The organism is Rubrivivax soli (genome assembly GCF_049810355.1).
Lineage (GTDB): Bacteria > Pseudomonadota > Gammaproteobacteria > Burkholderiales > Burkholderiaceae_C > Rubrivivax.
This window is the reverse complement of sequence record NZ_CP187368.1, coordinates 619901-646469: the sequence shown is the minus strand read 5'-3', so window position 1 is coordinate 646469 and position 26569 is coordinate 619901. Positions and strand designations below refer to the sequence as shown.

Below are 26569 nucleotides of genomic sequence, written 5' to 3'. Positions count from 1 at the left end.
GCGCCGGGGAGTGCATCGCCATGAACCGACTTGCCAGACTCTTCGTCGACCGCCCGATCGTCGCGATCGTGCTGTCGCTGGTGCTGCTGCTCGCCGGCCTGCTCTCGATGGGCAGGCTGCCGCTGACCGAGTACCCGAACGTGATGCCCACCACCGTGCAGGTGCGTGCCGCCTACCCGGGCGCCAACCCGCAGGTCATCGCCGACACGGTGGCGACGCCGCTGGAGACCGAGCTGACCGGCCTGCCGGGCCTGCAGTACATGGGCTCCAATGCCAGCGGCGACGGCCGCTACCTGCTGACGCTGACCTTCGGCGCCGAGGTCGATCCGGCGCGCGCCGAGACCGACACGCAGAACCGCGTCGCGCGTGCGATGCCGCGGCTGCCGGCCGAGGTGCAGAGGCTCGGCGTCGTCAGCGAGAGCGTCGCGCCCGACATGCTGATGGTCGTGCACCTGACGTCGCCGCAGGGCCGCTACGACCTGCTGCACCTGTCGAACTTCGCGCAGCTGCAGGTGCGCGACGCGCTGCTGCGCGTGCCGGGTGTCAGCAAGGTCGTCGTCTGGGGCGCGGGCGACTACAGCCTGCGCGTCTGGCTCGACCCCGACCGCATGGCCGCGCGCGGCCTGGTCGCGGGCGACGTGGTCGACGCGATCCGCGCGCAGAACCTGCAGGTGGCCGCCGGCTCGGTGGGCCAGCAGCCCGACGCGCGCAGCGCGCACCAGCTGCCGCTCACGGTGGCCGGGCGCCTGGGCTCGCCCGAGGCCTTCGGCGACATCGTTCTGAGGAGTGGCCCCGCCGGCGAGCGGCTGCGCCTGCAGGACGTGGCGCGTGTGGAGCTGGGCGCGAGCTCGTATTCGCTGCGCAGCCTGCTCGACGGAAAGCCGGCCGTCGGCATCCAGATCGTGCAGGACCCGGCGGCGAGCGCCGTCGAGGTGGCCGCCGCCGTGCGCGCCGAGATGGCGAGGCTGCAGCAGGGCTTCCCGCAGGACATCGCGCACCGCATCGCCTACGACCCCACGCTGTTCGTGGAGGCGTCGATCCGCAACGTCATCCAGACGCTGGCCGAGGCGATGGTGCTGGTGGTGCTGGTGGTGCTGCTCTTCCTGCAGAACTGGCGCGCGTCGCTGATCCCGATCGCGGCGGTGCCGGTGTCGCTGGTGGGCACGCTGGCGGTGATGCACGCGGCCGGCTTCACGCTCAACACGCTGAGCCTGTTCGGCCTGGTGCTGTCGATCGGCATCGTCGTCGACGACGCGATCGTCGTCGTCGAGAACGTCGAGCGGCACCTGGCGCGCGGTCTGAAGCCGCGCGAGGCGGCACTGGCCGCGATGCGGGAGGTGACGGGGCCGATCCTCGTCATCACGGCGGTGCTGGCCGCGGTGTTCATTCCCACCGCCTTCATGGGCGGGCTGTCGGGCCAGTTCTACCGGCAGTTCGCGCTGACGATCGCGATCTCCACCGTGCTGTCGGCCGTCAATTCGCTGACGTTGTCGCCTGCGCTGTCGGCGATGTGGCTGAAGCCGCATGCCGCCACGGGCCACGGCGTACTCGCACGCATGTTCGGCGGCTTCAACCGGGCCTTCGAGCGGGCGTCCGAGCGCTACGCGGTGCTGACGCGTGCCGGCGTGCGGCGCGGCCTGCGCCTGCTCGTCGTCTACGCGGTGATGGTGGCCGGCGCCGTGTGGAGCTTGCGGAGCGTGCCGTCGGGTTTCGTGCCGGCCCAGGACAAGTACTACCTGGTCGGCATCGTGCAGCTGCCGCCCGGGGCCTCGCTCGACCGCACCGAGGCGGTGACGAAGCAGGTCACCGCGATCGCGCTGGCGCAGCCGGGTGTCGAGAGCGTCGTGGCCTTCCCGGGCATCTCGATCAACGGCTTCGTCAACAGTCCCAACACCGCGGTGATCTTCACGATGCTCGATCCCTTCGAGCAGCGCCAGGACCGGGATCTGGCCGCCGGTGCGATCGCCGGTGCGCTGAACGGCCGGTTCCAGGGCATCGACGACGGCTTCGTCGCGATGTTCCCGCCGCCGCCGGTTCCGGGGCTGGGCCAGGCCGGCGGCTTCAAGCTGCAGATCCAGGACCGCCGCCAGCAGGGCCACGAGGCGCTGAATGCCGCGCTGGGCGCGGTGATGGCGGAAGCCGGCAAGGATCCGCGGCTGGTCGGGCTGTTCAGCGGCTACCAGACCGGGGTGCCGCAGCTGGCGCTGGACATCGACCGCGAGCGGGCCCTCGCGATGGGCGTGCCGCTGGAGGCCATCCACCAGTCGCTGCAGGTCTACCTCGGCTCGTTGTACGTCAACGACTTCAACTTCCTCGGCCGCGCCTGGCAGGTCAACGTGCAGGCGGACGCGCCGTTCCGCGCCGATGCCACCGCGCTCGACCGGCTGTGGACGCGCAACGCGCAGGGGCAGATGGTGCCGCTGGCCGCACTGGTGACCAGCCGCCCCGCCACCGGCCCGGACCCGGTGGGCCGCTACAACGGCCACGCCTCGGCCGACCTCTCCGGCATGCCGGCACCGGGCGTGAGCTCGGGCGAGGCGGTGGCGGCGATGGAGCAGGTCCTGGCGCGTGCGCTGCCGGACGGCTTCACCCACGAATGGACCGACCTGACCTACCAGCAGATCCAGGAGGGTTCGGGCGGGCTGTGGGTGTTCCCGCTGGCCGTGGCGCTGGCCTTCCTGATCCTGGCCGCGGCCTACGGCAGCTGGAGCCTGCCGCTGGCCGTGCTGGCGATCGTGCCCGCGGTGGTCCTGGGCGCGCTGGGTGGCGTGTGGGTGATCGGGGGTGACAACAACCTGTTCACGCAGATCGGCCTGGTGGTGCTGGTCGGGCTGGCGACGAAGAACGCGATCCTGATCGTCGAGTTCGCCCGGCGGCGCCAGCAGCAGGGCGCAGCCGCCATCGACGCGGTGGTCGAGGCCGCGAGGCTGCGGCTGCGCCCGATCCTGATGACCTCGCTGGCCTTCGTGATGGGTGTGCTGCCGCTGGTCTTCGCCAGCGGAGCCGGCGCCGAGATGCGCCAGGCCGTCGGCGTGGCGGTGTTCGCCGGGATGCTGGCGGTCACCGTCGCCGGACTGGTCTTCACCCCCGTGTTCTACGTGCTGCTGCAGCGGCGCCGCGCCCGGCGCGCCGTCGCGCTGGCAGCACCGCAATGAGGAGATGCAGATGATGAAGACGAGCTTGACGGCGGTCGCGCTGGCAGCCCTGCTGGCGGCCTGCGGGACCGCACCGGCGCCGGCCGTGCCGGCGGCAGCGCTGCCGCCGGCGTTCGTGCAGGGCCAGGGCATCGCAGCAGGTCACGCGGCGCAGCCCGACTGGTGGTCGGTGCTGGGCGACCCGACGCTCGACGCGCTGATCCGGCGCGGCCTGGCGGCCAACCTCGACCTGCAGCAGGCCGCCGAGCGGGTGCAGCGCTCGCGCGCCCTGGCGGCGGGCGCGCACGCCGAACGCGGGCCGGGCGGCAGCGCGGGCATCGGGGCGCGGGTGCAGCAGCGCAGCCGCTTCGAGGCGCCCGGGGTCGCGGACGACGGGCGCCGCAGCGAGAGCGTGTCCGCCGGAGCCAGCCTGTCCTGGGAACTCGACCTCTTCGGCCGGCTGCGCCACGCGGCGCTGGCCAGCGACGCCCGCGCGCAGGCCGTCGAGGCCGACGCAGCGGCGCTGCGCCTCGCGGTGGGAGCGGAGATCGCCCAGGCCTGGTTCGCCATGGACGGCGCACGGACGCAGGCGCAGCTGGCACACCGGGTGGTGGAGAACCGCCGCACGACGCTGGGTCTGGTGCTGCGGCGCGTGGCGGCGGGCTTTTCTGCGCCGCTCGACGAGGCACGCGCCCGTGCGGAGCTCGCGGCGGCGCAGGCCGAGCAGCCGGCCCTCGACGCCGCCGAGACCGTCGCGCGCCATCGCCTGGCCGTGCTGCTGGGCGCGTCGCCGTCGGGCTTCGAGGCGCCGGTGGCCAGCGACCCGGCTCCCCGGCCGGTGAACCTGCGCCTGCCCGAACCGGCCGCGTGGGCCGCGCAGCGCCCGGACCTGCGGGCGGCCGAGGCGCGACTGCGGGCGCTGGCGCTGGACGTCGAGGCGGTGCGTGCCGACTTCCTGCCCCGGCTCTCGATCGCGGGGCTGCTCGGCGTCGTGGCGGGCTCCGCGTCCGGGCTGGGCGCAGCGGGCGCCGCGTCGTGGTTCGTGGCGCCGAGCGTGTCGCTGCCCGTGTTCGATCACGCTCGGATCGACGCCCGCCTGCAGGCGGCCCGGGCCGGCGAGCGCGAGGCGTTGCTGGCCTACCGGCAGCGCGTGCTGCTGGCCACGGAGGAGGTCGAGAGCGCGCTGGCGCAGGTGCGGCACGGCCAGCAGCGTCTGGCGTCGCTGCACGAGCAGACCCGGCAGGCCGTGGCAGCGGAGGACCTGGCCCGCAAGCGCTTCTCCGCCGGCGGCACGGACCTGCTGGAAATGCTGGATGCGCAGCGGTCCGCGCAGCGGGCGGAGATCGCCCTGTCGACGGCCCTGACCGGCCAGCACCAGCACCTGGTGGTGCTCCAGCGTGCGCTGGGCGCGCGTTTCCTGCCCGCGGACGGGGAAGCAGCGACGACGCGGTGGGCCCTGGACCGGCGGGACGGCAACGGACCGCGGTGACCCCCGGCGCCGCCGCATCCGCAGGCGTGCGGGCGGGCTACGGCGGCAGGGGCAGGTCGCACCGCACGTCGACGCGGCCACCCTCCGACATGGGCACGTCGCGCAGGCAGGTCACCCGGCCCGGCATGCGGACCAGCAGCGACTTCGTCTTGTCGTACCCCGGGCAGAACGGCACGCTCAGCAATCCCCTGGTCTTGACGCTGGTGCGTTCGCCGGCGACCCAGATCTCGCCCCCCGGCGGCACGGAGTCGACCGAGACGGTGGTGAACTGCTTCGTGCAGGACAGCATGGAGGGCAGGGCGCACGCACCGCGATCGCTCGGGGCTCCGAACTTCGGCGTGCTCACCAGGAGCGTCGTCCCGCGTCGTGCCGCGTCCGGGCCCGGCGCAACCGCCGCGTCCGCTCGCTCCTGCCTCGCCTTCTTCGCCGCGCCCGCGGTCGTGGCCCGCGCGGCGAGTTTCGGCGCGTCCCACGTGGTCTCGAAGCTGGGCCCGCAGTTCCCTGGTGCCGTTCGTGCGTCCACCAGCGTCACCTGCTCGCCGTCGACGCGCAGCGCAATGACCAGCGTGTGGTCGCGCGGCGCGTCGATCTGCAGCTCGTGGTCGCCGGGACCGAGCACCACGGTGTCGCCGACGAGTCCGACAAGAACGTGGTTGTCGCGGACCTTCGCGGCCCCGAGTCCGCCGTCCGGGTTGTCGATCCGCAAGGTCGCGGCCTGCACGAGGGAGAACGCGCCGAGTGCCCAGAGCACCAGCGACTTGCGGACGACGTTGATCGACGGCATGGCACCTCCTCAGCGTTGCCCGGTCTCGTCGGCCGAGAGCACCCGTGCCCAGAAGAACCGGAAGATGTGGAATCCGAAGAGCAGGACCGCCGAGAAGAACGAGAGGTACTGCAGCTTGCCGATCTGGCGCAGGCCGAGGTTGCGCACCGGGTCCTGCTGCAGCGACAGGAGTTCCGCGGTGCGATCGATGCCCAGGTGGCCGAAGAAGAGCGAGAGCACCGCCGCGACGATGATGGCCAGCGCGAGGAACAGATCGACCGGGCGCAGCAGCAGCCCCTTCTCGACGTTGAGCTTCAGGAAGAAGCCCGTCGCTCCGATGATGGCGAGCGCCCAGGTCATGAGGAGCTCGAAGAGGTTGAGCGTGACCTTGACCGCCTCGGCCTGCGCGTCGGTGAGCGCACCGCCCTCGAGCAGGGGCCCCGCGCCCGCCTGCGCCACGACCTCATAGGCCAGCATCCCGCCTCCGAGCAGGACGAGCACCCCCACGGCCAGCACCAGCCCCTGCGCGTACGACAACGTCTGCCGAGTACCCATGGTCCATGCACCTGCGAGGAACGGGCAGCGGCGCCCGCCCGGCGCCGAACGATAGGCGCGAGAGACCGCGCTGTCCATCCATGGCACCTGCCACGCGGGTGGCCAGGATCCCCACGCCCCGTTGGGCGTCCCAGCACCGCGCCGCTGGGGACGGGGACCCGCGGGGCGGATGTTCGATCGATGCCCCGGATCCGGACGACCGCATTGGTCGTGCCGCGCGAACGATCCGTTGCGCCGCCCGGCCTATCTGCGGCAGGACGTGCTGCCTACAGTGACCTCGACCCGCAACGGATCGAGACCATCCCCCATGAAACCTTCCATCTGGCCCGTGCTCGTCGGCACGGGCGTCTTCCTGGGCCTCGGCGTGCCCCTGGCCAAGGCCGCGGCGGCAGCACAGGTCGGCGCACTGGCCTTCGCCTTCTGGCCGACCTTGGCGGCAGGCCTCGTGCTCGTCGCGCTCGGCCGCCTGCGCCACGGTGCACCCGCGCTGACGCTGGCCGACCTGCGCTTCGGTGCCATCTCCGGGCTCTTCGGCCACGCCCTGCCGATGTCGGCGGCCTACTGGCTCTCGGCGGAGGCCGGCGCCGGCTTCACCGCGCTCGCATTCACGCTGCCGCCGGTGTTCACGCTGGCCATCACGCTGCTGATCGGCATCGAGCGGCCGGTCTGGCGCCGCGTCGGCGGGGTCGCCATCGGTCTGACCGGCGCGGTGCTGTTCGTGGTCGGTCGCGGCACCATGGGCACCACCGACAGCCTGGGCGCCCTGTGGCTGGTCGTCGCGATACCGGCCGTCATTGCCGCCGCCAACGTCTACCGGTCGCTGCGGCTGCCCCGGGGACTCGCCGCCGAGTGGTTGTCGGGCATCACGCTGCTGTCGTCGTCGGTGATCCTTGCGGTCGTCGGCCTGGCCACGGGGGGCATGGCGGTGCCGCCCGCAGCGCCTGCCATCGCATGGCTGGCGCTGCAGGCCCTGGCGCTGGTGGCGGGCTACATCCTCTACTTCCTGCTGCAGCAACGCGCCGAGCCGGTGACGTTCAGCTTCATGGGCTATGTCGTGATGGCCACGGGCGTGGCCATCGGCACGGCGGCCTTCGGCGAGCGCCTGCCCTGGACCACCTTGCCGGCATTGGCGCTGATCGGTGCCGCGCTCTGGATGATGAAGAGCACCGCCGCCCGGCGACCGGGCGTGCCGGGCCGGTGAAGGAGCCGCGATGTCCACCGCCTCCTTCGAAGTCCGGCGCGACGCCGATCGCGGCCGCTTCACCAACGACTGGCTCGACGCCAGGTTCAGCTTCTCGTTCGGCGCCTGGCACGACCCGGCCTGGCAGCGGTTCGGCCCGCTGCTGGCGATCAACGAGGACCGGGTGCAGCCCGCCCGCGGCTTCCCGATGCACCCGCATGCCGATCTCGAGATCCTGATGCTGCCGCGCAGCGGTCGCATCGAGCACCGCGATGACTTCGGCGGGCACGCCGTCATCGCGCCGGGTGAGCTGCATGTCATGCGTGCAGGCTGGGGCATCCGCCACAGCCAGATGAATCCTTCCTCGCTCGAGGTCGATCACCACTTCCAGATCTGGCTCGCACCGCGTACCAGCCAGCTGACGCCGCATGTGCAGACCCTGCGGCTGACACCGCCGGGCCGCGGCGCGTGGATCGTCCTGGCCTCGGGCCTGGGCGCCGGCGGCGCGGCCATCGACGTGGACGCCACCGTGGCCTGGGGCAGCGCCGGCGCCGGCGACGCCCTGCGCCTGCCCGCGCGTGCGGGCGCCCGCCGGTACCTGCATCTGATGAGCGGATCGCTGGCCGTGCAGGGCCACCGGCTGCAGGCCGGCGATGCGCTCGTTCAACGCGACGCGGCCGGGCCGCTGACGCTGGAGGCGGTCACCGCCGCCGACGTGCTGTGCTTCGACCTGCCGGTCACGCCGTGACTCCACCCGACCCACCGATCCCCCTGAACCCACCACACCGAGGAGAACGATCCATGCACACCCGCGTCCTTGTCCTGTACTACTCCAGCTGGGGCCACGTCGAGACGATGGCCGAGGCCGTCGCCGCAGGCGCCAGGTCCGTTCCCGGCGTCCACGTCGACCTGCGGCGGGTGCCCGAGCTGGTGCCCGACGCGGTCGCGCGCGGCAGTGGCTACAAGCTCGACCAGCCCGCCCCCCTGGCCGAACCGGAAGAGCTCGCCACGTACGACGCCATCGTCTTCGGCACGCCCACGCGGTTCGGCAACATGGCCGCGCAGATGCGCAACTTCCTCGACCGCACGGGCGGGCTCTGGGCCCGCGGTGCGCTGATCGGCAAGGTCGGCAGCGTGTTCGCGGTCACGGGCACGCAGCATGGCGGGCAGGAGACCACGATCACCAGCTTCCACACGACGCTGCTGCACCACGGGATGGTGGTCGTCGGCCTGCCGTATGCGTTCGAAGGGCAGACCCGCATGGACGAGATCACGGGCGGCACGCCCTACGGCGCGACGGCGCTGGCAGGCGGCGACGGCGCGCGCGCCGTGTCGGCCAACGAGATCGCGGGGGCGCGTTTCCAGGGCGCGCATGTGGCGGCCGTGGCGCAGGCCCTGGCGCTCGGACGGGCCGCAGCGCAGGCGCCGGCCGGGGCCGCGACGGCCGGTGCCTGACCGCGCCGGTCGGCAGGCCCGGCGCCCGGTCGCGGGCGCACGTGCCCACGCGGCGGCGAACCCGCCGGTGCGCGCGACGGCGAGACGGCGGCAGATCGTTCTTGCCGGGGGGGCGATGACGATGCTCGCGGCCTGCGGCGGCGGCACGGGCGGAGACCCGGCGCCCGCGCCCACCCGTCGCGTCACCGTGCTGCCCCAGCGCTTCGCGGTGTCGCAGCACAGCGCCTCGGCCGCGCCCGACGGCACGCTGGTCGTGGCGGGAGGTTCGCGCGGTCTGGGCCTGCTGTCCGACGCCGTCGACCGGATGGACACCGCCACGGGCGCGACGCGGCGCATCGGCACGCTGGCGGCCGGTCGTGCGCTGCACCTCGCGACGCCGCTGCTGGACGGCGGCGTCCTGATCTGTGGCGGGCTGGTCGCATCCGGCAGCGCGCGGGCAGCGGAGCGCCTGGACCTGCTGTCCGGAGGCAGCACGGCGGCCGGCGCGATGTCGGTGCCGAGGCTCCACCACGCGGCGGTCCGGCTCGGCGACGGCCGCGTGCTCGTGACCGGCGGACGTTCCAGCGGCGAAGCGGCGCCATCGGGCATCAGCGCCTCGGGCGAGGTGTGGAGTCCGTGGACCGGGACCTTCCGACGTCTCGATGCGCCGATGCAGATGGGCCGCGCGGGCCATGCGATGAGCCTGCTGCCCGACGGCAGGGTGCTCGTCACCGGGGGCTACGCGGCCGGCGCGCGCTACACGTTCGCCGAAGTGTTCGATCCGGCGACGGAGCGCTTCGTCGCGCAACCCGGCGACGGGCCTCCGCGCGCCCACCACACGTCGCATTGCGCCGGCGGACGCGTCTGGCTGCTCGGCGGCGAGGGTGCTGCACCCGAGGACCCGATGCCTCGGCCCCTGTCCGGCGTGCTCGTGTTCGATCCGGCCCTGGGCCGCTTCGCGACCGCCACCGCTTTGCGCGAGGCACGCTCCCGGCACGCCGGCGTCGCCACGCCCGACGGCGGCATGCTGCTGTTCGGCGGGCTGGGTGCCGCGGGCGTGCCCATCGCCTCCGCGGAAGAGGTCCGCCCTGGCGCCGCGCCCCGCGGCCTGGCTGGCCTGGACGCCGGCTGCGAGCTGCACACCGCCACGCTGCTGGCGGATGGTGGCGTTCTCGTGGTCGGCGGGGAAACGCCGGGTGGTGCCTACCGTTGCGCAGTCCTGCGGTACGACTGACCACCACGCGGCGGGTCGCTCAGCGGATCGGCAGCGCGATCGGCCGCATGGGCGCGCCGTCGGCACCACGCAGCTTCAGCGGCGCCCCGATCCACGCGAACTTGTAGACCCGGTCGGCAGCCAGCTGCTCCAGGTTGACGTTCTGCATGATCGGCACGCCGCGCTGCGACAGCATCGCGCTGTGGACCGGCACCCAGTTGTTCTCTTCCTGCGAGGGGCCGACGTCCGTGCTGATGTTGTCCACGCCGATGACGATGGCGCCCCGATCGGCCAGGTGGTTGGCCGACTCGCGCGTGAGGCCGGGCGTGTCGCGCATGTACTTCTCGGCCTCACGGAACCACTGCATGCGGCCCGTGCGCACCATCACGACGTCGCCGTCCTCGACCGTCACGCCCTGCGCCGCGGCCGTCTGCTGCAGGTCGTCGGCGGTGATGCCGTAGGAGGCCGGCAGGACATCGACGCCCTTGTACCGCGCGACGTCGAGCAGCACGCCGCGCGCGATGATGGGCGGGTACTTCTCGACGCCGGCCTTGCGCCAGCCGCGGTCGCCCAGCTGTTCGTCGGTCCGGTACCCGTTGTAGATGTGTCCGTTGAGGCCGAAGTGCGACAGGGCGTCGATGTGGGTGCCGGTGTGCACGTACATCGAGATCGCGGAACCGGAGTAGGTGACGAGGCTGTTCTTCTCCTTGCCCAGTCCGTTGGGGTCGTCGACGATCGTGCCTTGCGGCGTGTGGACGTTCCAGATCTGGTACCGCGGCTGGCCCAGGAAGTAGTAGCTGGGCATGCCCACGAAGTACTCGACGCTCAGGTCGTAGACCTTGCCCGAGCTGATGCGGCTGAGCACGGCCAGGGTCGATGCGGGACCGAGCTTGTTCAGTGCGCCGATCTCGTCGGCGGGGCCCCAGGGGCTGTGGCCCACCTGTTCGGTGGACGGCGTGGCCGAGGCGCAGCTGACGGCGATCAGCGTGGCCGCTGCGGTGGCGGAGAGGATCCAGGGCTTCATGTTGCGAAGGCGATCAAAGTGGATGGAGTCCAGATGATCGGCAACCGCGACGTCGCCAGATAGCCGCCCGGGACGAGCGCTGTGTTGCCGCGCAGGCAACGCGACGCGCCTAGGCGGCCAGAGGTGCCGGCAGGCGTTCCTTGAGGAACCGCACCAGGGAGCGAACGCGCTCGGGCAGGTGTTCCCGGCTGGGGTAGACCGCGTACAGGGTTCTCGGCTCCGCACGGAAGTCGCCGAGGGCGGACTCGAGCTCGCCGGCGGCCAGCGCGCGACGCACCATCGGCTCGGGCACGAGGCCCACGCCGAGCCCGTTGCGCAGGGCGTCGATCAGGAGCAGGCTGTTGTCGGAACGCAGGCGGCCGCGCACGTCGACGCCGTGGCGCCCGTCCGGACCGTCGAACTCCCAGCGCGAGGCATCGCTGCCCAGCACGTAGGCAGCGCAGTCGTGCTGCGTCAGGTCCGACGGATGCGCGGGTTTGCCGTGGCGCTGCCAGTACGCCGGCGAAGCGCAGACCACGCGGGCGATCGTCATCAGGGAAACCGCGACGAGCGAGGAGTCCTCCAGCTGGGCGCGGCCCCGCAGCGCCAGGTCGACGCCCTCGCGCACCAGGTCGACGGGCTTGTCGCTCAGGCGCAGGTCCAGCTCGAGCGCCGGGTGGGCGAGCTGGAAGGCCAGCAGATGCTCCTGCAGGAACGACAGTGTCAGAGACACGGGTGTGGAGATGGTGATGCGGCCGGACAGGCCCGACCGCTCGCTGCGCATCGCCGACAGGGTCTGTTCGGTGTCCTGCAGCACGCGGCGGCAGTAGGCGTAGAACCGGTCGCCGGCCTCGGTGCGCTGCATCGTGCGGGTGGTGCGCTCGAGCAGGCGGCTGTCGGTCCATTCCTCCAGCTCCTGCACCGTGCGCGTGACCACCGAGCGCGCCACGTCGAGATCGCGCGCCGCGGCGGCGAAGCTGCCGGTCTCGACGATGCGGCAGAAGCACCGCAAGGACTGATGCCGATCCATGAACAAGCCTCCCGGTCGCTGCTAGGGTGGTGCCGATTCTCTCCAAGCGCAGCGCCGCCGTGTGGGCCGTCGGGGCATCCACTGTTCGGGCGTCGGCAACAGAGAGTTCCAGCGCCGGGCTCCGCGGGCTCCTGTGCCCGCCGGCCGCGAGCCCGGGTGGCGGGCGCCTCTACGGCGCGCTGCCGCTGGCCGGGGCCGTGGCCACGATGCTGCCGAGGAAGTCGCCGGCCCGGGCCTGCAGCGTGGGGTCGTAGAGCGCGCCGCGGGTCGAGAAGGCAGCGGAGAAGCCCGTGCCGGCACGCGCGGGGTGGCGGCAGTACAGCGCCACTTGCTGCAGCAGGGGCGGCGCACTGCCGGCCTGCGTCGTGCGGGCCTGCAGGTCGTGGCTCACGCTGCGGTGCACGACGCAGTCGTAGCCCCGGGTGTCGCTGGCCTCGGCATGCTGCTCGACGGGGCGGAAGCGCGATGCGGGCAGTTCCGCCTGCACGGCCTGGTCGACCCAGGCCCGGAATCGGTCCCGGTCGAGCGGCTCGGGCAGCTTGAAGACGCTGACCGTCGCGACCTCGCTGCGCGCCAGCTCGTCGCTGCGGCGCATGAAGGCCAGGGCCTGCTTGGAGGCCGAGATCAGCACCCAGCCGGGCGATTCGGGGGCACGGACCTCGAGCTGCTGCCAGGGGAATTTCTCGCCGGGTTGCACGGGCTGGGCCGGGGCGGACAGGTGCATCGCACCCAGCAGGACGGGCACCAGGGACAGAAGGGATCGCATGGGGGTGTTCTCCAGATGGTCGGTCGCGACGAGGCGCGACGTTCAGCGCAGCAGCAGTGGCAGCAGCGGTGCCAGCACGGCCGGGGGGATGCCGGGATCGGGACGCGCAGCCGCGTCGCGGCCGCCGCGGTCTGGCGGGGCGGCGGCCAGCAGCCAGGCTGCGGGCGCTGCCGCGGCGCTGCCGGGCTCGGGCTCGACCCGCAGGCCGCGCAGGCGGCCGAACACCGGCCCGTTGCCGAACAGCAGGCCCGTGGACGGCCGCGATTCGACGTCGACCACCAGGGTGCCCAGGTCGACGACGGCGCCCTGGGGCAGCGTGAAGGCCGCCCCGGGGTCGACGATGCCGTTGACCCGGATCACCTGGCCGCTGGGCAGGCGCAAGGGCTGCGCAGTGGGCGAGAAACCGCCGAAGATCACGGCGACGATGTAGTCCCCCGCCGGCAGTGTCCAGCGGTAGCTTCCGTCCCCCTGGACCTCGGGCGACGACATCAGCACGCCGCTCTGCCGGTGGTACAGCGACAGGTGCGGCTTGTTCAGCAGGCCGTAGTCGATCGGCCTGCCGTCCACCAGGTGGCGGATGCGGCCGCTGGCGACCGCCTGCGCTGCCCCTGGGCTGTGCGCCGCAGGGTCGGCGCGCCGCACGCTGTGGACGTCGATGCCCATGCAGCCCGCCAGCAGAGCAGCGAGTGCCGGGACGACGAAGACGGGCGGGCGGGTCATCAGAAGCGGTAGGACAGGCCGACCGACAGCAGGTCGACGTGGTCCTCCCCGTCGCCGGGGAAACGGGCGCGCACGCGCTCCCACTCGCCACGGACCGCGAGCTGGCCGGCCAGCGGGTACGACACGCCCAGGCCCACCGTCGGCTGCCACGAACTCTCGCTGCCGGGCAGGCCCGTGCTCACGTTGGCCTCGGCGCTGGCGCGCACGTAGGCGATGCCCGCCTTCGCGAACAGCGAGACCGGGCCCACCGGGGCGCTGAACACGCCCGAGATACCGAGGCCGCGCACCTGGGCCGAAGCGTTCACCGTTCCGGCGCCGGGCACGAAGATCGAGCCGGTGGTGCGGCCGAGATCGAACACGGCCGCTTCGACGCCCAGATGGCGCGTGATGGTGGTGCCGAGGTACACCTTGCCCGCGGTGTCCGTGGTGTCGGCGCTGCTGGCGCCGGTGGTGTCGATGCGGTAGTCCGATTGACCGATCGCCGCGCCGGCGTACAGGGCTGCGGCCGATGCGGCGCCGTGGAGGCTCGCGGCCGCGATGGCTGCGAGAGCGAGGGTGTGGATGCGTGACATGGAAGGTTTCCTTGAGGTGTGACCCAGCGGCCGGGCGACTGCCCGGTCCGCAGCGCCGCAGGCGATGGCCGCGGCGACGTGGATGCATGGTCGGAGCGGCGCGCAACGGCGCGATTTCAGTTCGCGGTGCGTGCGTTACAGCCGCAATGCAGCGCGCGGCTGCCGCGCGTTCAGGCGCGGCCGAGTGCCGCCGCGAGGGCGCGTGCGATGTCGCGCGCCACCAGCGGCTTGGCCAGCACCTCCGTCACGCCGGCCTCGCGCGCCCGCAGCGTCAGCGCCGGCGTCACGAGCCCGCTCATCAGCACGATGGGCAGGTCGCCGCGCAGCTGGCGCACGGCCAGCGCGAGCTCGGAGCCCGTCAGCTCGGGCATGGCGTCGTCGGACAGCACCACGTCGAAGCGCGCCGGGTCGGCGCGGTAGGCGTCGAGCGCGGCGCGGCTGGAGGTGTAGCCCACCGGCTCGTAGCCGAGCTCCGCGACCAGCTCCTCGCCCAGGCGCACCAGCGCCTCCTCGTCGTCGACCAGCAGCACGGTCTCGCCGCGGCCCGACGGCACCGCGGTGGTCTCGCGTGCGGGCGGCGCGATGCTGCTCTGCGAGGGCAGGTAGACGGTGAAGGTCGAGCCGACGCCGGGCTCGCTCTGCACGTCGATGCCGCCACCGAGATCGGTGACGATGCCGTGCACCAGCGACAGGCCCAGGCCCGTGCCCACGCCGACGCCCTTGGTCGTGAAGAACGGATCGAAGATGCGTTCGAGCACCTCCGGCGTGATGCCGACGCCGCTGTCGCTGACCCGCAGCCGGACGTAGTCGCCGGCCGGCAGCCGGCCCGTGATGCAGACGGGCTGGCCGTCCCGCACGCGGTCCAGCGTCACGATCACCTTGCCTTGCGAGCGCATGGCCTGCACGGCGTTGGCGCACAGGTTCATCACCACCTGGTGCACCTGGGTCGGGTCCCCGAGGACCGCCGTGTCGCCGACATCGAGCCGGCGCTCGACGTGCAGGCCCGCCGGCGTCGAGGCCTGCAGCTGGTCCAGCGCCTCCTGCACCACCGACTGCACATGCACGGGCACGCGTTCGCCGATGCCGCTGCGGCTGAAGGCCAGGATGCGCTCGACCAGCGACTTGGCACGCAGGCCGGCGCTGACCGCGGCGTCGATGTGGCGCCGCTGCGCCGAGCCCTCGGGCGCGTCCTTCAGCGCCATCTCGCCGTAGCCGAGGATGGCGGCCAGGATGTTGTTGAAGTCGTGCGCGATGCCGCCGGCCAGCGTGCCGATGGCCTCGAGCTTCTGGGCCTGCCGCAACTGGCTCTCGAGGTGGTCACGCGCGATGTCGGCGTTCTTGCGGTCGCTGATGTCCTCGATCGAGCCGGCCATGCGCGTCGGGCGCCCGGCTGCGTCGCGCACCGCGATGCCGCGCTGGCGGTACCAGTGCCAGGCCCCGCCGTGGTGGCGCACGCGGTACTCGACGTTGAAGCCGCGCGTGCGGCCCTGCAGGTAGTCGGCGATGGCCCGGCGCACGGGGGCGACGTCGTCCGGGTGGTAGGGCGTGCGCGCGATCCAGTCGCGCCGCGGGCGCTGCGGCTCGCCGCTGTCGGGCCAGAACAGCTGCTGCGCGCGCGGCGACAGGAACAGCTGGTCGCTTGCCAGGTCCCAGTCCCACAAGCCCTGGTCGGAGCCGGCGACCGCGAGCTGGTAGCGCTCCTCCGAGCGGCGCAGTGCCTCTTCGGTCTGCTTCTGCGCATCGATGTCGGTCACCGAGCCGGCCATGCGCAGCGCCCGGCCGGTGGCATCGCGCTCGCACAGGCCGCGCACGCGCACCCAGCGCCAGGGGCCGTCGCTGCTGCGCACGCGGTACTCGCAGGCGTACACGGGCGTGTGTCCGGCGATGTGCGCAGCGAGCTCGGAACGGCGGGTCTCGTCGTCGTCGGGATGCACCCGGACCTCGGACCGCCAGTCGGCCAGGCGCACATGGTCGGGGCCGGGACGCAGCCCGAAGATCTGGCGCGCGCGCGGCGAGCCGTACATCTCGTCGGTGACCAGGTTCCAGTCCCAGATGCCTTCCTCGGAGCCGGCCGCCGCGAGCGCAAACCGTTCGCGTGACAGCTGCAGCGAAGCGCGGGTCGCCGCCAGCCGGCGCAGCTGGCGCTGCAGCAGCGCCAGCAGCACCAGCGCGACCGCGACCAGCGTGCCCGTGCGCAGCACGGTGCCCCGTGTGCGTTCTCGCCAGGGAGCCAGTGCGCGCTCGGCGTCGCGAGTGATCACGATGGACAGCGGGTAGTCGGGCACGGCCGCGCGCACGCCGAACTGATCGCGGCCATCGGACGGCGCGGCGGCGCGGGCCGCCAGCAGCGTGCGTCCTGCCCAGGCGGTCTGCAGCGCGGCAAAGGCGGTCCACGGCCGACCGAGCGCCGGCTCGGCCAGCGGGTGGCGCGCCACGAGGTGGCCATCGTCGTGCACGACCGTGATCGCGGCATCGGCCTCGGGGGCGATCTCCTGGAAGAAGTCCTGGAAGTAGGCCACGCGCACGCTGGCTGCCACCACGCCGGCGAAGCGGCCGTCGGCCGTCTCGAGGCGGCGCACGACCGGCAGGAACCAGCTCCCGGTTGTGAGTGCGCCCGGCCGCACGGTGGCCAGCACCGGCGTGTCCCGTGGCCCGGCGCGCAGGAGCTGGTACACCGGGTCGGCGGCGAAGTTGACCAGCGGCAGCGGCATGCGGGCCATCGCCGAACTTGCATAGCGGTCGGCCCCGGCATCGAAGAGTGCCAGGCCCTCGGCCTGCACGAGGCCCAGAGCCTGGTTCTTCAGGTAGTCGTGCAGCTGGTCCGCGGGTCTTCTGCGCAGGTCGGTCGCGCGGCTCTCCGCGGCAACGTTGCGCAGCACCACGTCCACCGCCTGCAGGCTGCGCGCCGTCTGTTCGGCCGTGACCCGGGCCTGGCGCTGCAGGTCGCGGCCGATCTCCGCCACGGCCTCGCGCTGGCTGTGCACGATGTCGTAGGCCGACAGGCCGGCCATCGCGGCGATGAAGAACAGGCCGACGCCGGCGACCCAGCGGCCGAGCAGGGTGGAGAGGCGGTCGTCGGTGGCGGTCACATCACACGCGCATCAGGCTGCGGACGGCGCGGCGCAGCGCTTCGCCGGTGGTCGGCTTGGGCAGCAGGCCATCGGCCCCGAGCGCACGGGCCGCGGGACCGCAGCAGTCGACGCTTGCGAACACGGTGGTCGACAGCACGAGGATCGGCACCTCGCCATGCGGCGCGAGCCGCGCACGCAGGGCGTCGAGGTGGAGCCGGCTCGGGAACGGCAGGTCGACGATGGCCACGGCGACCGACAGCGGTTCGGCGGGTGCAGGCAGGGCACCGCACACCGGGTGCGGCGCGGTGCGCACCTGCAGGCCTTCGGGCTGCAGCCATTGTTCGATCAGCCCGGCGAGGTCGGCGTCGGCATCGATCACCAGCGCGCACGGCGCGCGGCCCTCGGGCAGCGGAGGCGGCGTTCGATCGGTCATGGCGGGCTCGGCATCACGCCGACATGATGCATCGCGAGCCACCACCGGCGGCGCCCCGCGGCGGCCGGCCTCGCCGGTTCCTGCGGATGCCGCGTCACCGCGCCGGGGCCGCGCAGGCCGCCGAGCTCGCCTCGGTGCCGTTGAGGGCGGGCGCGGTGCCGTCGCCCTGGCTCGGCAGCGGCGGCCAGGGCGGTGCCGCCCAGCGCCACGGCGTCGTTGCGGTGTCAGGGGTGGGTCGTGGCATGGCAGGTCCTCGGTGGCGTCGCTCGGCATCGGCAGGATCACCCGCTCCGGTTGCACCCCGCTTGCACGGGGCCGCCGCCGGATTGCAATTGCAATCCGGCGGGCGTGCCGTCAGCGCACGGCCTCGACCGCGGCGTCGAAGAAGTAGCCGCTGCCCCGCTCGGTCCTGATGTAGGTCGGCCGCGCCGGATCGGCCTCGACCTTGCGCCGCAGCCGCAGGATCTGGACATCGATCGAACGGTCGTAGACCTCGGCGTTGTGCAGGCGCGAGAGCTCGAGCAGCTGGTCGCGCGTCAGGATGCGCTGCGGCGCCGACAGGAAGGCCGCGAGCAGGCTGAACTCGCCGTTGGTCAGCTCGACCTGGCGGCCGTCGGCGGCCTTCAGCCTGCGCAGGCCGACGTTCAGCTCCCAGGGCCCGAAGCGGTAGGCCCGGATGCGCGCCATGGCATCGGCCACGCTGGCCTGCAGCTGCGCGCGCCGCAGCAGGGCCCGGATGCGGGCCAGCAGTTCGCGCGGACTGAAGGGCTTGGTCAGGTAGTCGTCGGCGCCCAGCTCCAGGCCCATCACGCGGTCGGCCTCTTCGGCCCGGCCGGTCAGCATCAGGATCGGGATCGCCGAGGACGCGCGCAGCCGCCGCGCGATCGCCAGGCCGTCTTCGCCGGGCAGGCGCAGGTCGAGGATCAGCAGGTCGGCCGGGTCACGCGCCAACGCCAGGTCGAGCGCGGCGCCGGTGGCGACGGCATGCACCCGCAGTTCGTTGTCGCCGAGGTAATCGGTCAGCAGCTGGCGGATGGCAGGATCGTCGTCGAGCACCAGCACCAGCGGCAGGTGCGTTGCGACAGCGGCGTGCGTTGGCGTCTCCAGGCTCATCGCCGGATTGGAATCGGCGGTACGCGCGGACGTCAACGAAGCCCGAGCGGGTCCGGGGGCATTGCGGCGCCTGCCCGGCCCGCGCCTGGACGTGCTACCGCGGGTCGCGGCCACGGCCCCGCCCGGTCGCAGAGCGAAGGCACGCCCTGGTCGGCCGGAATGCAGACGCAGCCGGCGCCCGCGCGTGCCAGGAGCGCGGCGGCGACCGGCCGCTCACGGACGCGCCGTGACGGCCAGTTCCGCCGGGCCGGCCGCGGGCGCACCCGTGGCGCCGACCATGCCGCCTTCGGCGCCTGCCTTGGCCTGGAAGCGGGCGTCGCGTTCGACCCGGCAGATCTGGATGCGGTACTCGGCGTAGAAGCCGCGCCGGCCTGCGATGGCCGCGGCCTTGTGCTCGGGGCTGAGCGACCAGGCGCGCTGGTGGTCCATGCTGTCGAACTCCACCAGCGTCACCCGCTCACCATCGTCGGCAACGAACATCTTGTGGCCCAGGAAGCCCGGCATCTGCTCGGCCAGCGCCGCCGTGGCCTGCACGTGGCGGTCGTACTCGGCCCGGTGGCCTTCGTTCAGACGCGATCGGAAGACGGTCAGGATCATCGACGACCTCGTGGGCAGTGGCAGGACCCGTCAGCTTAGCGCTGCGGTCGTGCCGCTCACTTGAAGAGGAAGTCGGGGTTCGCCGATGCTGCAACAGGCCGCGACGGGTGTAACCGCGGCCTGCATGCCGGACTGCGGCCTTCCGGGCCGCGGCTGGCCTCAGGCGGCTTTCCAGAAGATGTAGTCGGCCTGGTAGCGCACCTGCTGCCGGGCGCCGGCCGTCTGCGCCGTGCACGGCGCGGCCGGTGCCACGCCGCCCTGCGTGGCCACGCGCTGGATGTACGTGACGCCGGTCATGGCGCCGGCACCCATGGCCGGGTCGGCCTGCACCAGTTGCAGCGGGATGCTGCCGGCGGCGGCCGGCGCCACGGCGAGCTGCTTGCCCGTCAGCTTGCTCTTGTCGCTGGACTCCCAGGTGGCGGGCGGGCCGTAGTAGCTGCCGACGGTGCGGCCGCTGCGGTCGGTCAGCGTGGCCTTCGGGCCGACGAAGACCCACTCGTGCGTGCCGGGCATCCCGGCCTTGGCGCGGCACTCGTAGGTGATCTCGCCTGCGCCCACGGTCTCCATCGCCACGCGGTGGCCCGCCGGCACCTGCACGGGGGCGGGCAGGGCCGCCTGCGAGAACATCGGCGCCGGCATCGGGCCGGTGGCGCAGGCCGACACGGCCGCGGTCACGGCCAGTGCGGCCAGCAGGGACGGGCGGGGGGCGGTGGTCATGGGCAAACTCCTCGTTGCGTGGTTGGCAGGGTGCGCCGGGCTTGTGCGCCCGACTGTCCCTGCTGTACGCACGCACCGGGCTGCCGGATGCAGCCCTGCGCCCGCTGCCGCCTTCAGCGTCGGTGCCCGACCTCGAAGTCGTTGCGGCCGCTGCGGTCGACGCCGCGCAGCAGCCACAGCGGCCGGCGCGAGAAGTCCACCGGCACGCCGCTCTGGCCGTCGGCCGGCCGCAGGTGGCGCTCGAAGACCGAGCTGGCCGGCATGTAGCGCAGCGCCACGCCGGTGCGCCGCTGCGTCGAGCGGTTGGCCGCGGCGCCGTGGATCATGTAGACGTCGTGCAGCGACATCTGCCCGGGCTCGAGCGTGATGTCCACGGCGCGGCTCTCGTCGAAGCTGTCGCTGTCCAGGCGCTGGCTCAGCGTCAGGTCCTGCCGGTCCTCGCGCAGATGCGGGTGCAGGCGCTGTGCCCGGTGCGAACCCGGAATCACGCGCAGGCAGCCGTTGGCGGGTGTCGACGGCTCCAGCGCCACCCACACGGTGCAGGTCGCCAGCGGGCGGATCGGCCAGTAGTGGCCGTCCTGGTGCCACGGCGTCTCGTAGCCTTCGGCCGCGGGCTTGCAGAAGACGTGGCAGCCCCACAGGATGACGTCGTCGCCGAGCACGCCGGCCACCAGGTCGACGATGGCCGGGTCCTGCGCCAGTTCGAGGAAGCGCGCGCTGCCGCGCACGCCCTCGCCGTTGTCGCCTGCGATGTGCGCCGAGACCAGCTTCTCGGGCCGCACTCCGGGGTTGTCGCGCAGCAGCTGTTCCAGCGCCTGCTGCAGCCCCTGCAGCTGCGCCGGCGGCAGGCGGAAGGCCGGCACGACCCAGCCTTCCGTGTGGTAGCGCGCCACCTCGAGGGCGCTCAGGCCCGCCATGCCGCCCCGCTACTGCGAAGCCGCCGGTGTGGCCGGCATCGCCGCCGGCGCCACCGAGGTGGCCGACGGCGCATGCGCCGCGGCCTTGGCCGGGCCGGTGCTCATCGGCAGCAGCGGCACGATCAGCAGGGCCACGATGTTGATGATCTTGATCAGCGGGTTGACGGCAGGACCGGCGGTGTCCTTGTATGGGTCGCCGACGGTGTCGCCCGTGACGGCCGACTTGTGGGCGTCGCCGCCCTTCTTGTGCAGCACGCCGTTGGCGTCGGTGAAGCCTTCCTCGATCAGCTTCTTCGCGTTGTCCCAGGCGCCGCCGCCGGTGCACATGCTGATGGCGACGAACAGGCCCGTGACGATGGTGCCCATCAGCAGGCCGCCGAGCGCTGCCGGACCGAGCAGCATGCCCACCAGGATGGGTGCGACCACCGGCAGCAGGCTGGGCACGATCATTTCCTTGATCGCAGCGGTGGTCAGCATGTCGACGGCCGCGCTGTAGTCGGGCTTGCGCTTGTTGGCCATGATCTGGCCGTCGGCGAACTGCTTGCGCACTTCCACCACCACTGCACCCGCGGCGCGCCCCACGGCCTCCATCGCCATGGCGCCGAACAGGTAGGGGATGAGGCCGCCGATGAACAGGCCGACGATCACCTTGTGGTCGCTGAGATCGAAGCTCAGGTCCATGCCGCGCGCTTCCAGCGCGTGCGTGTAGTCGGCGAACAGCACCAGCGCGGCGAGGCCGGCCGAGCCGATGGCGTAGCCCTTGGTGACGGCCTTGGTGGTGTTGCCCACGGCGTCCAGCGGGTCGGTGATGTCGCGCACGCTGCTGGGCAGCTCGGCCATCTCGGCGATGCCGCCGGCGTTGTCGGTGATCGGGCCGTAGGCGTCGAGGGCCACCACGATGCCGGCCATGCTCAGCATCGCCGTGGCCGCCACGGCGATGCCGTACAGCCCGCCCAGCGCGTAGGCGGCGTAGATGGCCGCGCAGATCAACAGCACCGGATAGGCGGTGGAACGCATGCTGACACCGAGGCCGGCGATGATGTTGGTGCCGTGGCCGGTGGTGGACGCCTGCGCGATGTGCTTGACCGGGCTGTACTGCGTGCCGGTGTAGAACTCGGTGATCCACACCAGCGCCGCCGTCAGCGCCAGGCCGACGAAGCACGCGCCCCACAGCTTCAGGGCCGTGGTCGTGGCACCGCCCGCCAGCGCCACCGGTTCGGGAAAGACCGCCTGCGTAACGAAGTAGAAGGCGATCAGGCTCAGCACGCCGGCCACGGCCAGGCCGCGGTACAGCGCCGGCATCACGTTGACCATGCCCGGCTTGGCCTTGACGAAGTAGCAGCCGATGATCGACGCGATGATCGAGACGCCGCCCAGCACCAGCGGGTACACCACGCCGGCCATCGGCACCGCCGTCAGCATGATGGCGCCCAGCGCCATGGTGGCGATCAGGGTCACGGCGTAGGTCTCGAACAGGTCGGCGGCCATGCCGGCGCAGTCGCCGACGTTGTCGCCCACGTTGTCGGCGATCACGGCCGGGTTGCGCGGGTCGTCTTCCGGAATGCCGGCCTCGACCTTGCCCACAAGGTCGGCGCCGACGTCGGCGCCCTTCGTGAAGATGCCGCCGCCCAGCCGCGCGAAGATGGAGATCAGCGACGAGCCGAACGCCAGGCCCAGCATCGGCTTGAGCACCTGCGACAGCGAGGTGCCTTCAGCCGGCATGCGCGCGCCGGTGATCCACCAGAAGAACAGCGCCACGCCGATCAGGCCCAGACCCACCACCAGCATGCCGGTGATGGCGCCGCCCTTGAAGGCGACGTCGAGCGCCGGCCCGATGCCGCGCGTGGCGGCCTGCGCGGTGCGCACGTTGGCGCGCACCGAGATGTTCATGCCGATGAAGCCGCAGGCGCCCGAGAGCACGGCGCCGAGCACGAAGCCGATGGCGGTCTTGGTGTCGAGGAAGAGGAAGATCAGCACGGCGAGGATCACGCCGACGATGCCGATGGTCTTGTACTGCCGCGCGAGGTAGGCCGCGGCACCTTGCTGGATGGCGCCCGAGATCTCCTGCATGCGCGCGTTGCCGGCGTCCTGGCCGAGGATCCAGCTTCGCTGGACGAATCCGTAGAGCACCGCAGCGACACCGCAGGCCAGCGCCACATAGAGCGCCATCGTGGTGGACATGGAAAGGTCTCCTTCCTCGTTCGGGTTTTGTGATGGATGGACACCGTCCGTCGCAGCACGGCGGTGCGCCGAACGATGCTAGGGGAAGGTCGCCCTGCCAGGCATGGGGTTTCCCTGCGGTGTGACCCCGGACTGACCCGCGTCAAACCCCGTCAGGCGTGGGCAAGCGCAGCATCTAAAATCGCGGGCAATCCCTGACCGAAAGCTGTCCATGAGCCTGCACAACGTGACCCCCGGCGCAAAGGCGCCCGACGAATTCAACGTCATCATCGAGATCCCGATGAACGGCGACCCGATCAAGTACGAGGTCGACCACGACAGCGGCGCCCTGTTCGTCGACCGCTTCATGAGCACGTCGATGCACTACCCGTGCAACTACGGCTACATCCCGAACACCCTGGCCGACGACGGCGACCCGGTGGACGTGCTCGTCATCACCCCGGTGCCGCTGATTCCCGGCGTGGTCGTCACCTGCCGCCCGCTGGGCATGCTGAAGATGGACGATGAGGCCGGCGGCGACAACAAGCTGCTCGCGGTGCCCATCGACAAGATCCTGTCGATCTACTCGCAGTGGAAGAAGCCCGAAGACCTCAATCCGCTGCGCCTGAAGACCATCCAGCACTTCTTCGAGCACTACAAGGACCTGGAACCCGGCAAGTGGGTGAAGGTGCTGGGCTGGGAAGGTGCGGACGCGGCGCGCGAGGAAGTGCTGGCCGGCATCCGCAACTACGACGCGAAGAAGACGGCCTGACGCCGCAGGCCGGGCGCTCCAGGCGGCCTCAGCCTGGCGCTGCCGGCCCGGCGCCCGCCTTGAAGGGATTGCGTTCGCGCAGTTCGTCCACGTACTGTGCGATGCCCTGGCCCTCGCTGGCCAGGAAGTCGGCCACCGCGGCGGCGAAGCGCCCGTCGCGCAGCCAGTGGGCCGAGCCCGTGCGCACCGGCAGCAGGCCGCGCGCCATCTTGTGTTCACCCTGGGCGCCGCCTTCGAAGCGCTGGTAGCCGTGGGCCAGGCACCAGGCCAGAGGCTGGTAGTAGCAGGCCTCGAAGTGCAGGCAGGGCAGGGGCTCGACGCAGCCCCAGTAGCGGCCCCAGGCCGCGCGCCGCTCGGGGTCGACCGCCACCAGCGACGCCGCCACCGGCTGCCCGCCGCGGTGCGCCACGAACAGCACCCAGTTCCGCGACATCGTCTGCTGCATGCGTGCGAAGAAGTCGCGCGTCAGGTAGGGCGTGGAGTGGTGCGCCGCGTAGGTCAGCGTGTAGCAGCGGTAGAAGAAGTCCCACAGCGGCGTCGTGATGGCGTCGCCTTCGTGCACGCTGAAGGTGACGCCCTGCTCGGCCACGCGGCGGCGTTCCTGCTGGATCTTCTTGCGCTTGTCGCGCTGCATGCGCGCCAGCAGGTCGGTGAAGTCGGCCGCCGGCTGCTGCGGGTCCTGCGTCCAGTGGAACTGCACGCCTTCGCGCAGCATCCAGCCGGCGCGCTGGAACGCGGCGCGGTCGGCGTCGTCGCCGAACAGCACATGCGCCGACGAGAGCCTGCCGTCCAGTGCGAGGCGGTGCATCGCGTGCACCAGCACGTCGCGCAGGTCGTCGTCGGGTGCCAGCAGGCGCGTGCCCGGCACCGGGGTGAACGGCACCGCACCCAGCAGCTTGGGGTAGTAGCGCAGGCCGTGGCGGCGGTAGGCGTCGGCCCAGGCCCAGTCGAACACGTACTCGCCGTACGAGTGGCTCTTCAGGTACAGCGCCGTGGCGGCCACCAGCCGGCCGTGCTGCTCGACGGTGATGAATTGCGGTGCCCATCCGGTGTCGGGCACGGCGCTGCCCGAGGCATGCAGCGCCAGCAGGTAGGCATGGCGCAGGAACGGCGTGGGTGCAGCCTGCGCGTCGAGCAGGGTGTCCCAGGCGCCGGCGTCGATGGCGGCCGGGTCGGCGTGGACCCGGATGACATAATCTTGAGCAGTGATTTCAGTCGGCATGCGTGGGGAACACATCGTGAAAGTGGCGCTGGCACAGATCAACGCCACCGTGGGCGACCTCAGCGGCAATGCGGCACGCATCGCCACCGCGGCCCGGCGTGCGCATGCGCAGGGCGCGGCCCTCGTGATCGCGCCTGAACTGGCACTGACCGGCTATCCGCCCGAAGACCTGCTGCTGCGCCCGGCCTTCATGCAGGCCTGCGCCGAGACGCTGGCGGCTTTGGCGCGGGACCTGGCGGACTGCGAGGGCTTGCATCTGCTGGTGGGGCACCCGCACCAGTTCGGCGAGCTGGCCGATGTTAGGTCGAAGTCGCTGGCCGTGCAGCAGCGCTTCAACGCCGCGTCCGTGCTGGCGGGCGGGCAGGTGCTGGGCCCCTATTGCAAGCGCGAGCTGCCGAACTACCAGGTCTTCGACGAACGCCGCTACTTCGTGTCGGGCCGCGATGCCGGCCTGCCGCCCCTGGTGTTCGAGGCCGGTGGCCTGCGGTTCGGGGTGCTGATCTGCGAAGACGCCTGGTTCGACGAACCGGCGCGTGCAGCGCGCGATGCCGGTGCACAGGTGTTGTGCGTGCTGAACGCATCGCCGTTCCATCTCGACAAGGCCGGCGAACGCGAGGAGCGCATGGCGGCCCGCGCGCGCGACGTCGGCCTGCCGCTGCTGTACGCCCACCTGGTGGGCGGGCAGGACGAGGTGGTGTTCGATGGCGCCTCGTTCGCCGTCGACGCCGGGGGCAGGGTGGCAGCGCGCGCCGCCACCTTCGCCGAGGATCTGCTGGTCGTCGACCTCGACGCCGGCGTGCCGCGCGGATCGCTCGCGCCGGTGCCGTCGCTGGAGGCGCAGGCTTGGTCAGCCCTCGTCACGGGCGTGCGCGACTACCTGGGCAAGAACGGCTTCCCCGGCGCGATCATCGGCTTGTCGGGCGGCGTCGACTCGGCACTGGTGCTGGCGCTGGCCGTGGACGCGCTGGGCGCAGACAAGGTGCGCGCGGTGATGATGCCGTCGCCCTACACCGCCGACATCTCCTGGATCGATGCGCGCGAGATGGCCGCGCGCCTGGGCGTGCGCTACGACGAGATCCCGATCGGTCCCATGTTCGACGCCTTCCGCACCAGCCTGGCGCATCAGTTCGCCGGCCTGGCCGAGGACACGACCGAGGAGAACCTGCAGGCCCGCATCCGGGGCACGCTGCTGATGGCGCTGTCGAACAAGACCGGCGCCATCGTGCTGACCACCGGCAACAAGAGCGAGATGGCCACCGGCTACTGCACGCTGTACGGCGACATGGCCGGCGGCTTCGCGGTGATCAAGGACGTGGCGAAGACGCTGGTCTACCGGCTGTGCCTGTGGAAGAACGCGCAGGGCGCGGAGGTCATCCCGTCGCGCATCATCACGCGCCCGCCGTCGGCCGAGCTGCGGCCCGACCAGACCGACCAGGACAGCCTGCCGCCCTACGAGGTGCTGGACGCCATCCTGGGCCTGTACATGGAAGAGGACCGCAGCATCGAGCAGATCGTGGCCGCCGGCTACGCACGTGCGGACGTGGAGCGCGTGACGCGGCTCATCAAGATCAACGAATACAAGCGGCGCCAGGCACCGGTGGGCATCCGCATCACCCACAGGGCGTTCGGGCGTGATTGGCGCTACCCCATCACCTCGAAGTTCCGTGCTTAAATCAGCCTCAGTCGTCACATCGCCGGAGCGCGCGCC

General features: G+C 72.2%; 24 protein-coding genes. 8 read left to right on the top strand and 16 right to left on the bottom strand.

Annotated elements, in window-relative coordinates:
- Positions 1-20 precede the first annotated feature (20 nt).
- Entirely contained in the window at positions 21-3155 is a 3135-nt protein-coding gene (locus tag ACPOLB_RS02870) for an efflux RND transporter permease subunit (protein ID WP_425259786.1), read from the top strand.
- A 13-nt stretch (positions 3156-3168) separates the two neighbouring features.
- Positions 3169-4623: an efflux transporter outer membrane subunit gene (locus ACPOLB_RS02865; RefSeq protein WP_425259785.1), complete on the top strand. Its 1455-nt coding sequence runs from the start codon at positions 3169-3171 to the stop codon at positions 4621-4623.
- A gap of 37 nt (positions 4624-4660) precedes the next feature.
- On the opposite strand, the gene ACPOLB_RS02860 is transcribed toward ACPOLB_RS02865, so the two are convergent.
- Both ACPOLB_RS02860 and ACPOLB_RS02855 read right to left on the bottom strand, forming a co-directional pair.
- Positions 4661-5407, bottom strand: coding sequence for a hypothetical protein (locus ACPOLB_RS02860; protein ID WP_425259784.1), 747 nt, complete (start codon positions 5405-5407; stop codon positions 4661-4663).
- 9 nt (positions 5408-5416) lie between these two features.
- Positions 5417-6019 carry a hypothetical protein gene (locus ACPOLB_RS02855; RefSeq protein ID WP_425259783.1) on the bottom strand — a complete coding sequence of 201 codons (603 nt, stop codon included), beginning with the start codon at positions 6017-6019 and terminating at the stop codon, positions 5417-5419.
- Between the two features lie 229 nt (positions 6020-6248).
- Here ACPOLB_RS02855 and ACPOLB_RS02850 point away from each other — a divergent pair, with 229 nt between their 5' ends.
- The 4 genes from ACPOLB_RS02850 to ACPOLB_RS02835 all read left to right on the top strand — a co-directional run bounded on the left by ACPOLB_RS02850 (position 6249) and on the right by ACPOLB_RS02835 (position 9789).
- Complete coding sequence (locus tag ACPOLB_RS02850) at positions 6249-7142, top strand: DMT family transporter (RefSeq protein WP_425259782.1); 894 nt, start codon at positions 6249-6251, stop codon at positions 7140-7142.
- A 10-nt stretch (positions 7143-7152) separates the two neighbouring features.
- Positions 7153-7869, top strand: a complete 717-nt coding sequence (locus tag ACPOLB_RS02845) for a pirin family protein (RefSeq protein WP_425259781.1) — start codon at positions 7153-7155, stop codon at positions 7867-7869.
- A 53-nt stretch (positions 7870-7922) separates the two neighbouring features.
- Complete coding sequence (wrbA, locus tag ACPOLB_RS02840; RefSeq protein ID WP_425259780.1) at positions 7923-8576, top strand: NAD(P)H:quinone oxidoreductase; 654 nt, start codon at positions 7923-7925, stop codon at positions 8574-8576.
- 115 nt (positions 8577-8691) lie between these two features.
- Positions 8692-9789 carry a Kelch repeat-containing protein gene (locus ACPOLB_RS02835; RefSeq protein ID WP_425259778.1) on the top strand — a complete coding sequence of 366 codons (1098 nt, stop codon included), beginning with the start codon at positions 8692-8694 and terminating at the stop codon, positions 9787-9789.
- Positions 9790-9808: 19 nt separating this feature from the next.
- Here ACPOLB_RS02835 and ACPOLB_RS02830 read toward each other — a convergent pair whose 3' ends face one another.
- The 13 genes from ACPOLB_RS02830 to ACPOLB_RS02770 all read right to left on the bottom strand — a co-directional run bounded on the left by ACPOLB_RS02830 (position 9809) and on the right by ACPOLB_RS02770 (position 22888).
- The gene (locus tag ACPOLB_RS02830; protein WP_425259777.1) at positions 9809-10792 is read right to left on the bottom strand and encodes a cyclase family protein; all 984 of its coding nucleotides are present in this window, start codon (positions 10790-10792) and stop codon (positions 9809-9811) included.
- A 109-nt stretch (positions 10793-10901) separates the two neighbouring features.
- On the bottom strand, positions 10902-11801 hold the full coding sequence (locus tag ACPOLB_RS02825) for a LysR family transcriptional regulator (RefSeq protein ID WP_425259776.1): 900 nt from the start codon (positions 11799-11801) through the stop codon (positions 10902-10904).
- Positions 11802-11970: 169 nt separating this feature from the next.
- On the bottom strand, positions 11971-12567 hold the full coding sequence (locus ACPOLB_RS02820; protein ID WP_425259775.1) for a hypothetical protein: 597 nt from the start codon (positions 12565-12567) through the stop codon (positions 11971-11973).
- 42 nt (positions 12568-12609) lie between these two features.
- Entirely contained in the window at positions 12610-13287 is a 678-nt protein-coding gene (locus ACPOLB_RS02815) for a hypothetical protein (protein ID WP_425259774.1), read from the bottom strand.
- Positions 13287-13859 (bottom strand): outer membrane protein, encoded by a 573-nt coding sequence (locus ACPOLB_RS02810; RefSeq protein WP_425259773.1) that lies wholly within the window; start codon positions 13857-13859, stop codon positions 13287-13289. The genes ACPOLB_RS02815 and ACPOLB_RS02810 overlap by 1 nt, the downstream gene beginning before the upstream one ends.
- Before the next feature lie 170 nt (positions 13860-14029).
- Entirely contained in the window at positions 14030-16948 is a 2919-nt protein-coding gene (locus ACPOLB_RS02805) for a PAS domain-containing protein (RefSeq protein ID WP_425259772.1), read from the bottom strand.
- 1 nt (position 16949) lies between these two features.
- Positions 16950-17363 (bottom strand): hypothetical protein, encoded by a 414-nt coding sequence (locus tag ACPOLB_RS02800; RefSeq protein ID WP_425259771.1) that lies wholly within the window; start codon positions 17361-17363, stop codon positions 16950-16952.
- A gap of 94 nt (positions 17364-17457) precedes the next feature.
- On the bottom strand, positions 17458-17607 hold the full coding sequence (locus tag ACPOLB_RS02795; protein ID WP_425259770.1) for a hypothetical protein: 150 nt from the start codon (positions 17605-17607) through the stop codon (positions 17458-17460).
- Between the two features lie 110 nt (positions 17608-17717).
- Positions 17718-18476 (bottom strand): response regulator, encoded by a 759-nt coding sequence (locus ACPOLB_RS02790; protein WP_425259769.1) that lies wholly within the window; start codon positions 18474-18476, stop codon positions 17718-17720.
- A gap of 213 nt (positions 18477-18689) precedes the next feature.
- Positions 18690-19073 carry an antibiotic biosynthesis monooxygenase family protein gene (locus ACPOLB_RS02785; RefSeq protein WP_425259768.1) on the bottom strand — a complete coding sequence of 128 codons (384 nt, stop codon included), beginning with the start codon at positions 19071-19073 and terminating at the stop codon, positions 18690-18692.
- Between the two features lie 159 nt (positions 19074-19232).
- Positions 19233-19790, bottom strand: coding sequence for a DUF3455 domain-containing protein (locus tag ACPOLB_RS02780; protein ID WP_425259767.1), 558 nt, complete (start codon positions 19788-19790; stop codon positions 19233-19235).
- 113 nt (positions 19791-19903) lie between these two features.
- Positions 19904-20707 (bottom strand): phytanoyl-CoA dioxygenase family protein, encoded by an 804-nt coding sequence (locus ACPOLB_RS02775; protein WP_425259766.1) that lies wholly within the window; start codon positions 20705-20707, stop codon positions 19904-19906.
- A 9-nt stretch (positions 20708-20716) separates the two neighbouring features.
- The gene (locus tag ACPOLB_RS02770) at positions 20717-22888 is read right to left on the bottom strand and encodes a sodium-translocating pyrophosphatase (protein WP_425259765.1); all 2172 of its coding nucleotides are present in this window, start codon (positions 22886-22888) and stop codon (positions 20717-20719) included.
- A 211-nt stretch (positions 22889-23099) separates the two neighbouring features.
- Here ACPOLB_RS02770 and ppa point away from each other — a divergent pair, with 211 nt between their 5' ends.
- The gene (gene ppa, locus ACPOLB_RS02765; protein ID WP_425259764.1) at positions 23100-23639 is read left to right on the top strand and encodes an inorganic diphosphatase; all 540 of its coding nucleotides are present in this window, start codon (positions 23100-23102) and stop codon (positions 23637-23639) included.
- A 28-nt stretch (positions 23640-23667) separates the two neighbouring features.
- Here ppa and ACPOLB_RS02760 read toward each other — a convergent pair whose 3' ends face one another.
- Positions 23668-24861 carry a GNAT family N-acetyltransferase gene (locus tag ACPOLB_RS02760; protein WP_425259763.1) on the bottom strand — a complete coding sequence of 398 codons (1194 nt, stop codon included), beginning with the start codon at positions 24859-24861 and terminating at the stop codon, positions 23668-23670.
- Here ACPOLB_RS02760 and ACPOLB_RS02755 point away from each other — a divergent pair.
- Entirely contained in the window at positions 24860-26533 is a 1674-nt protein-coding gene (locus tag ACPOLB_RS02755; RefSeq protein ID WP_425259762.1) for an NAD+ synthase, read from the top strand. The two genes, ACPOLB_RS02760 and ACPOLB_RS02755, sit on opposite strands and share 2 nt — an antisense overlap.
- The last annotated feature ends 36 nt before the right edge of the window (positions 26534-26569 follow it).

Coding starts and splice junctions, on each gene's coding strand:
- ACPOLB_RS02870 (WP_425259786.1), top strand. CDS start 21: ATGAACCGACTTGCCAGACTCTTCGTCGACCGCCCGATCGTCGCGATC.
- ACPOLB_RS02865 (WP_425259785.1), top strand. CDS start 3,169: ATGAAGACGAGCTTGACGGCGGTCGCGCTGGCAGCCCTGCTGGCGGCC.
- ACPOLB_RS02860 (WP_425259784.1), bottom strand. CDS start 5,407: ATGCCGTCGATCAACGTCGTCCGCAAGTCGCTGGTGCTCTGGGCACTC.
- ACPOLB_RS02855 (WP_425259783.1), bottom strand. CDS start 6,019: ATGGACAGCGCGGTCTCTCGCGCCTATCGTTCGGCGCCGGGCGGGCGC.
- ACPOLB_RS02850 (WP_425259782.1), top strand. CDS start 6,249: ATGAAACCTTCCATCTGGCCCGTGCTCGTCGGCACGGGCGTCTTCCTG.
- ACPOLB_RS02845 (WP_425259781.1), top strand. CDS start 7,153: ATGTCCACCGCCTCCTTCGAAGTCCGGCGCGACGCCGATCGCGGCCGC.
- wrbA (WP_425259780.1), top strand. CDS start 7,923: ATGCACACCCGCGTCCTTGTCCTGTACTACTCCAGCTGGGGCCACGTC.
- ACPOLB_RS02835 (WP_425259778.1), top strand. CDS start 8,692: ATGACGATGCTCGCGGCCTGCGGCGGCGGCACGGGCGGAGACCCGGCG.
- ACPOLB_RS02830 (WP_425259777.1), bottom strand. CDS start 10,792: ATGAAGCCCTGGATCCTCTCCGCCACCGCAGCGGCCACGCTGATCGCC.
- ACPOLB_RS02825 (WP_425259776.1), bottom strand. CDS start 11,801: ATGGATCGGCATCAGTCCTTGCGGTGCTTCTGCCGCATCGTCGAGACC.
- ACPOLB_RS02820 (WP_425259775.1), bottom strand. CDS start 12,567: ATGCGATCCCTTCTGTCCCTGGTGCCCGTCCTGCTGGGTGCGATGCAC.
- ACPOLB_RS02815 (WP_425259774.1), bottom strand. CDS start 13,287: ATGACCCGCCCGCCCGTCTTCGTCGTCCCGGCACTCGCTGCTCTGCTG.
- ACPOLB_RS02810 (WP_425259773.1), bottom strand. CDS start 13,859: ATGTCACGCATCCACACCCTCGCTCTCGCAGCCATCGCGGCCGCGAGC.
- ACPOLB_RS02800 (WP_425259771.1), bottom strand. CDS start 17,363: ATGACCGATCGAACGCCGCCTCCGCTGCCCGAGGGCCGCGCGCCGTGC.
- ACPOLB_RS02795 (WP_425259770.1), bottom strand. CDS start 17,607: ATGCCACGACCCACCCCTGACACCGCAACGACGCCGTGGCGCTGGGCG.
- ACPOLB_RS02790 (WP_425259769.1), bottom strand. CDS start 18,476: ATGAGCCTGGAGACGCCAACGCACGCCGCTGTCGCAACGCACCTGCCG.
- ACPOLB_RS02785 (WP_425259768.1), bottom strand. CDS start 19,073: ATGATCCTGACCGTCTTCCGATCGCGTCTGAACGAAGGCCACCGGGCC.
- ACPOLB_RS02780 (WP_425259767.1), bottom strand. CDS start 19,790: ATGACCACCGCCCCCCGCCCGTCCCTGCTGGCCGCACTGGCCGTGACC.
- ACPOLB_RS02775 (WP_425259766.1), bottom strand. CDS start 20,707: ATGGCGGGCCTGAGCGCCCTCGAGGTGGCGCGCTACCACACGGAAGGC.
- ACPOLB_RS02770 (WP_425259765.1), bottom strand. CDS start 22,888: ATGTCCACCACGATGGCGCTCTATGTGGCGCTGGCCTGCGGTGTCGCT.
- ppa (WP_425259764.1), top strand. CDS start 23,100: ATGAGCCTGCACAACGTGACCCCCGGCGCAAAGGCGCCCGACGAATTC.
- ACPOLB_RS02755 (WP_425259762.1), top strand. CDS start 24,860: ATGCGTGGGGAACACATCGTGAAAGTGGCGCTGGCACAGATCAACGCC.
- ACPOLB_RS02760 (WP_425259763.1), bottom strand. CDS start 24,861: ATGCCGACTGAAATCACTGCTCAAGATTATGTCATCCGGGTCCACGCC.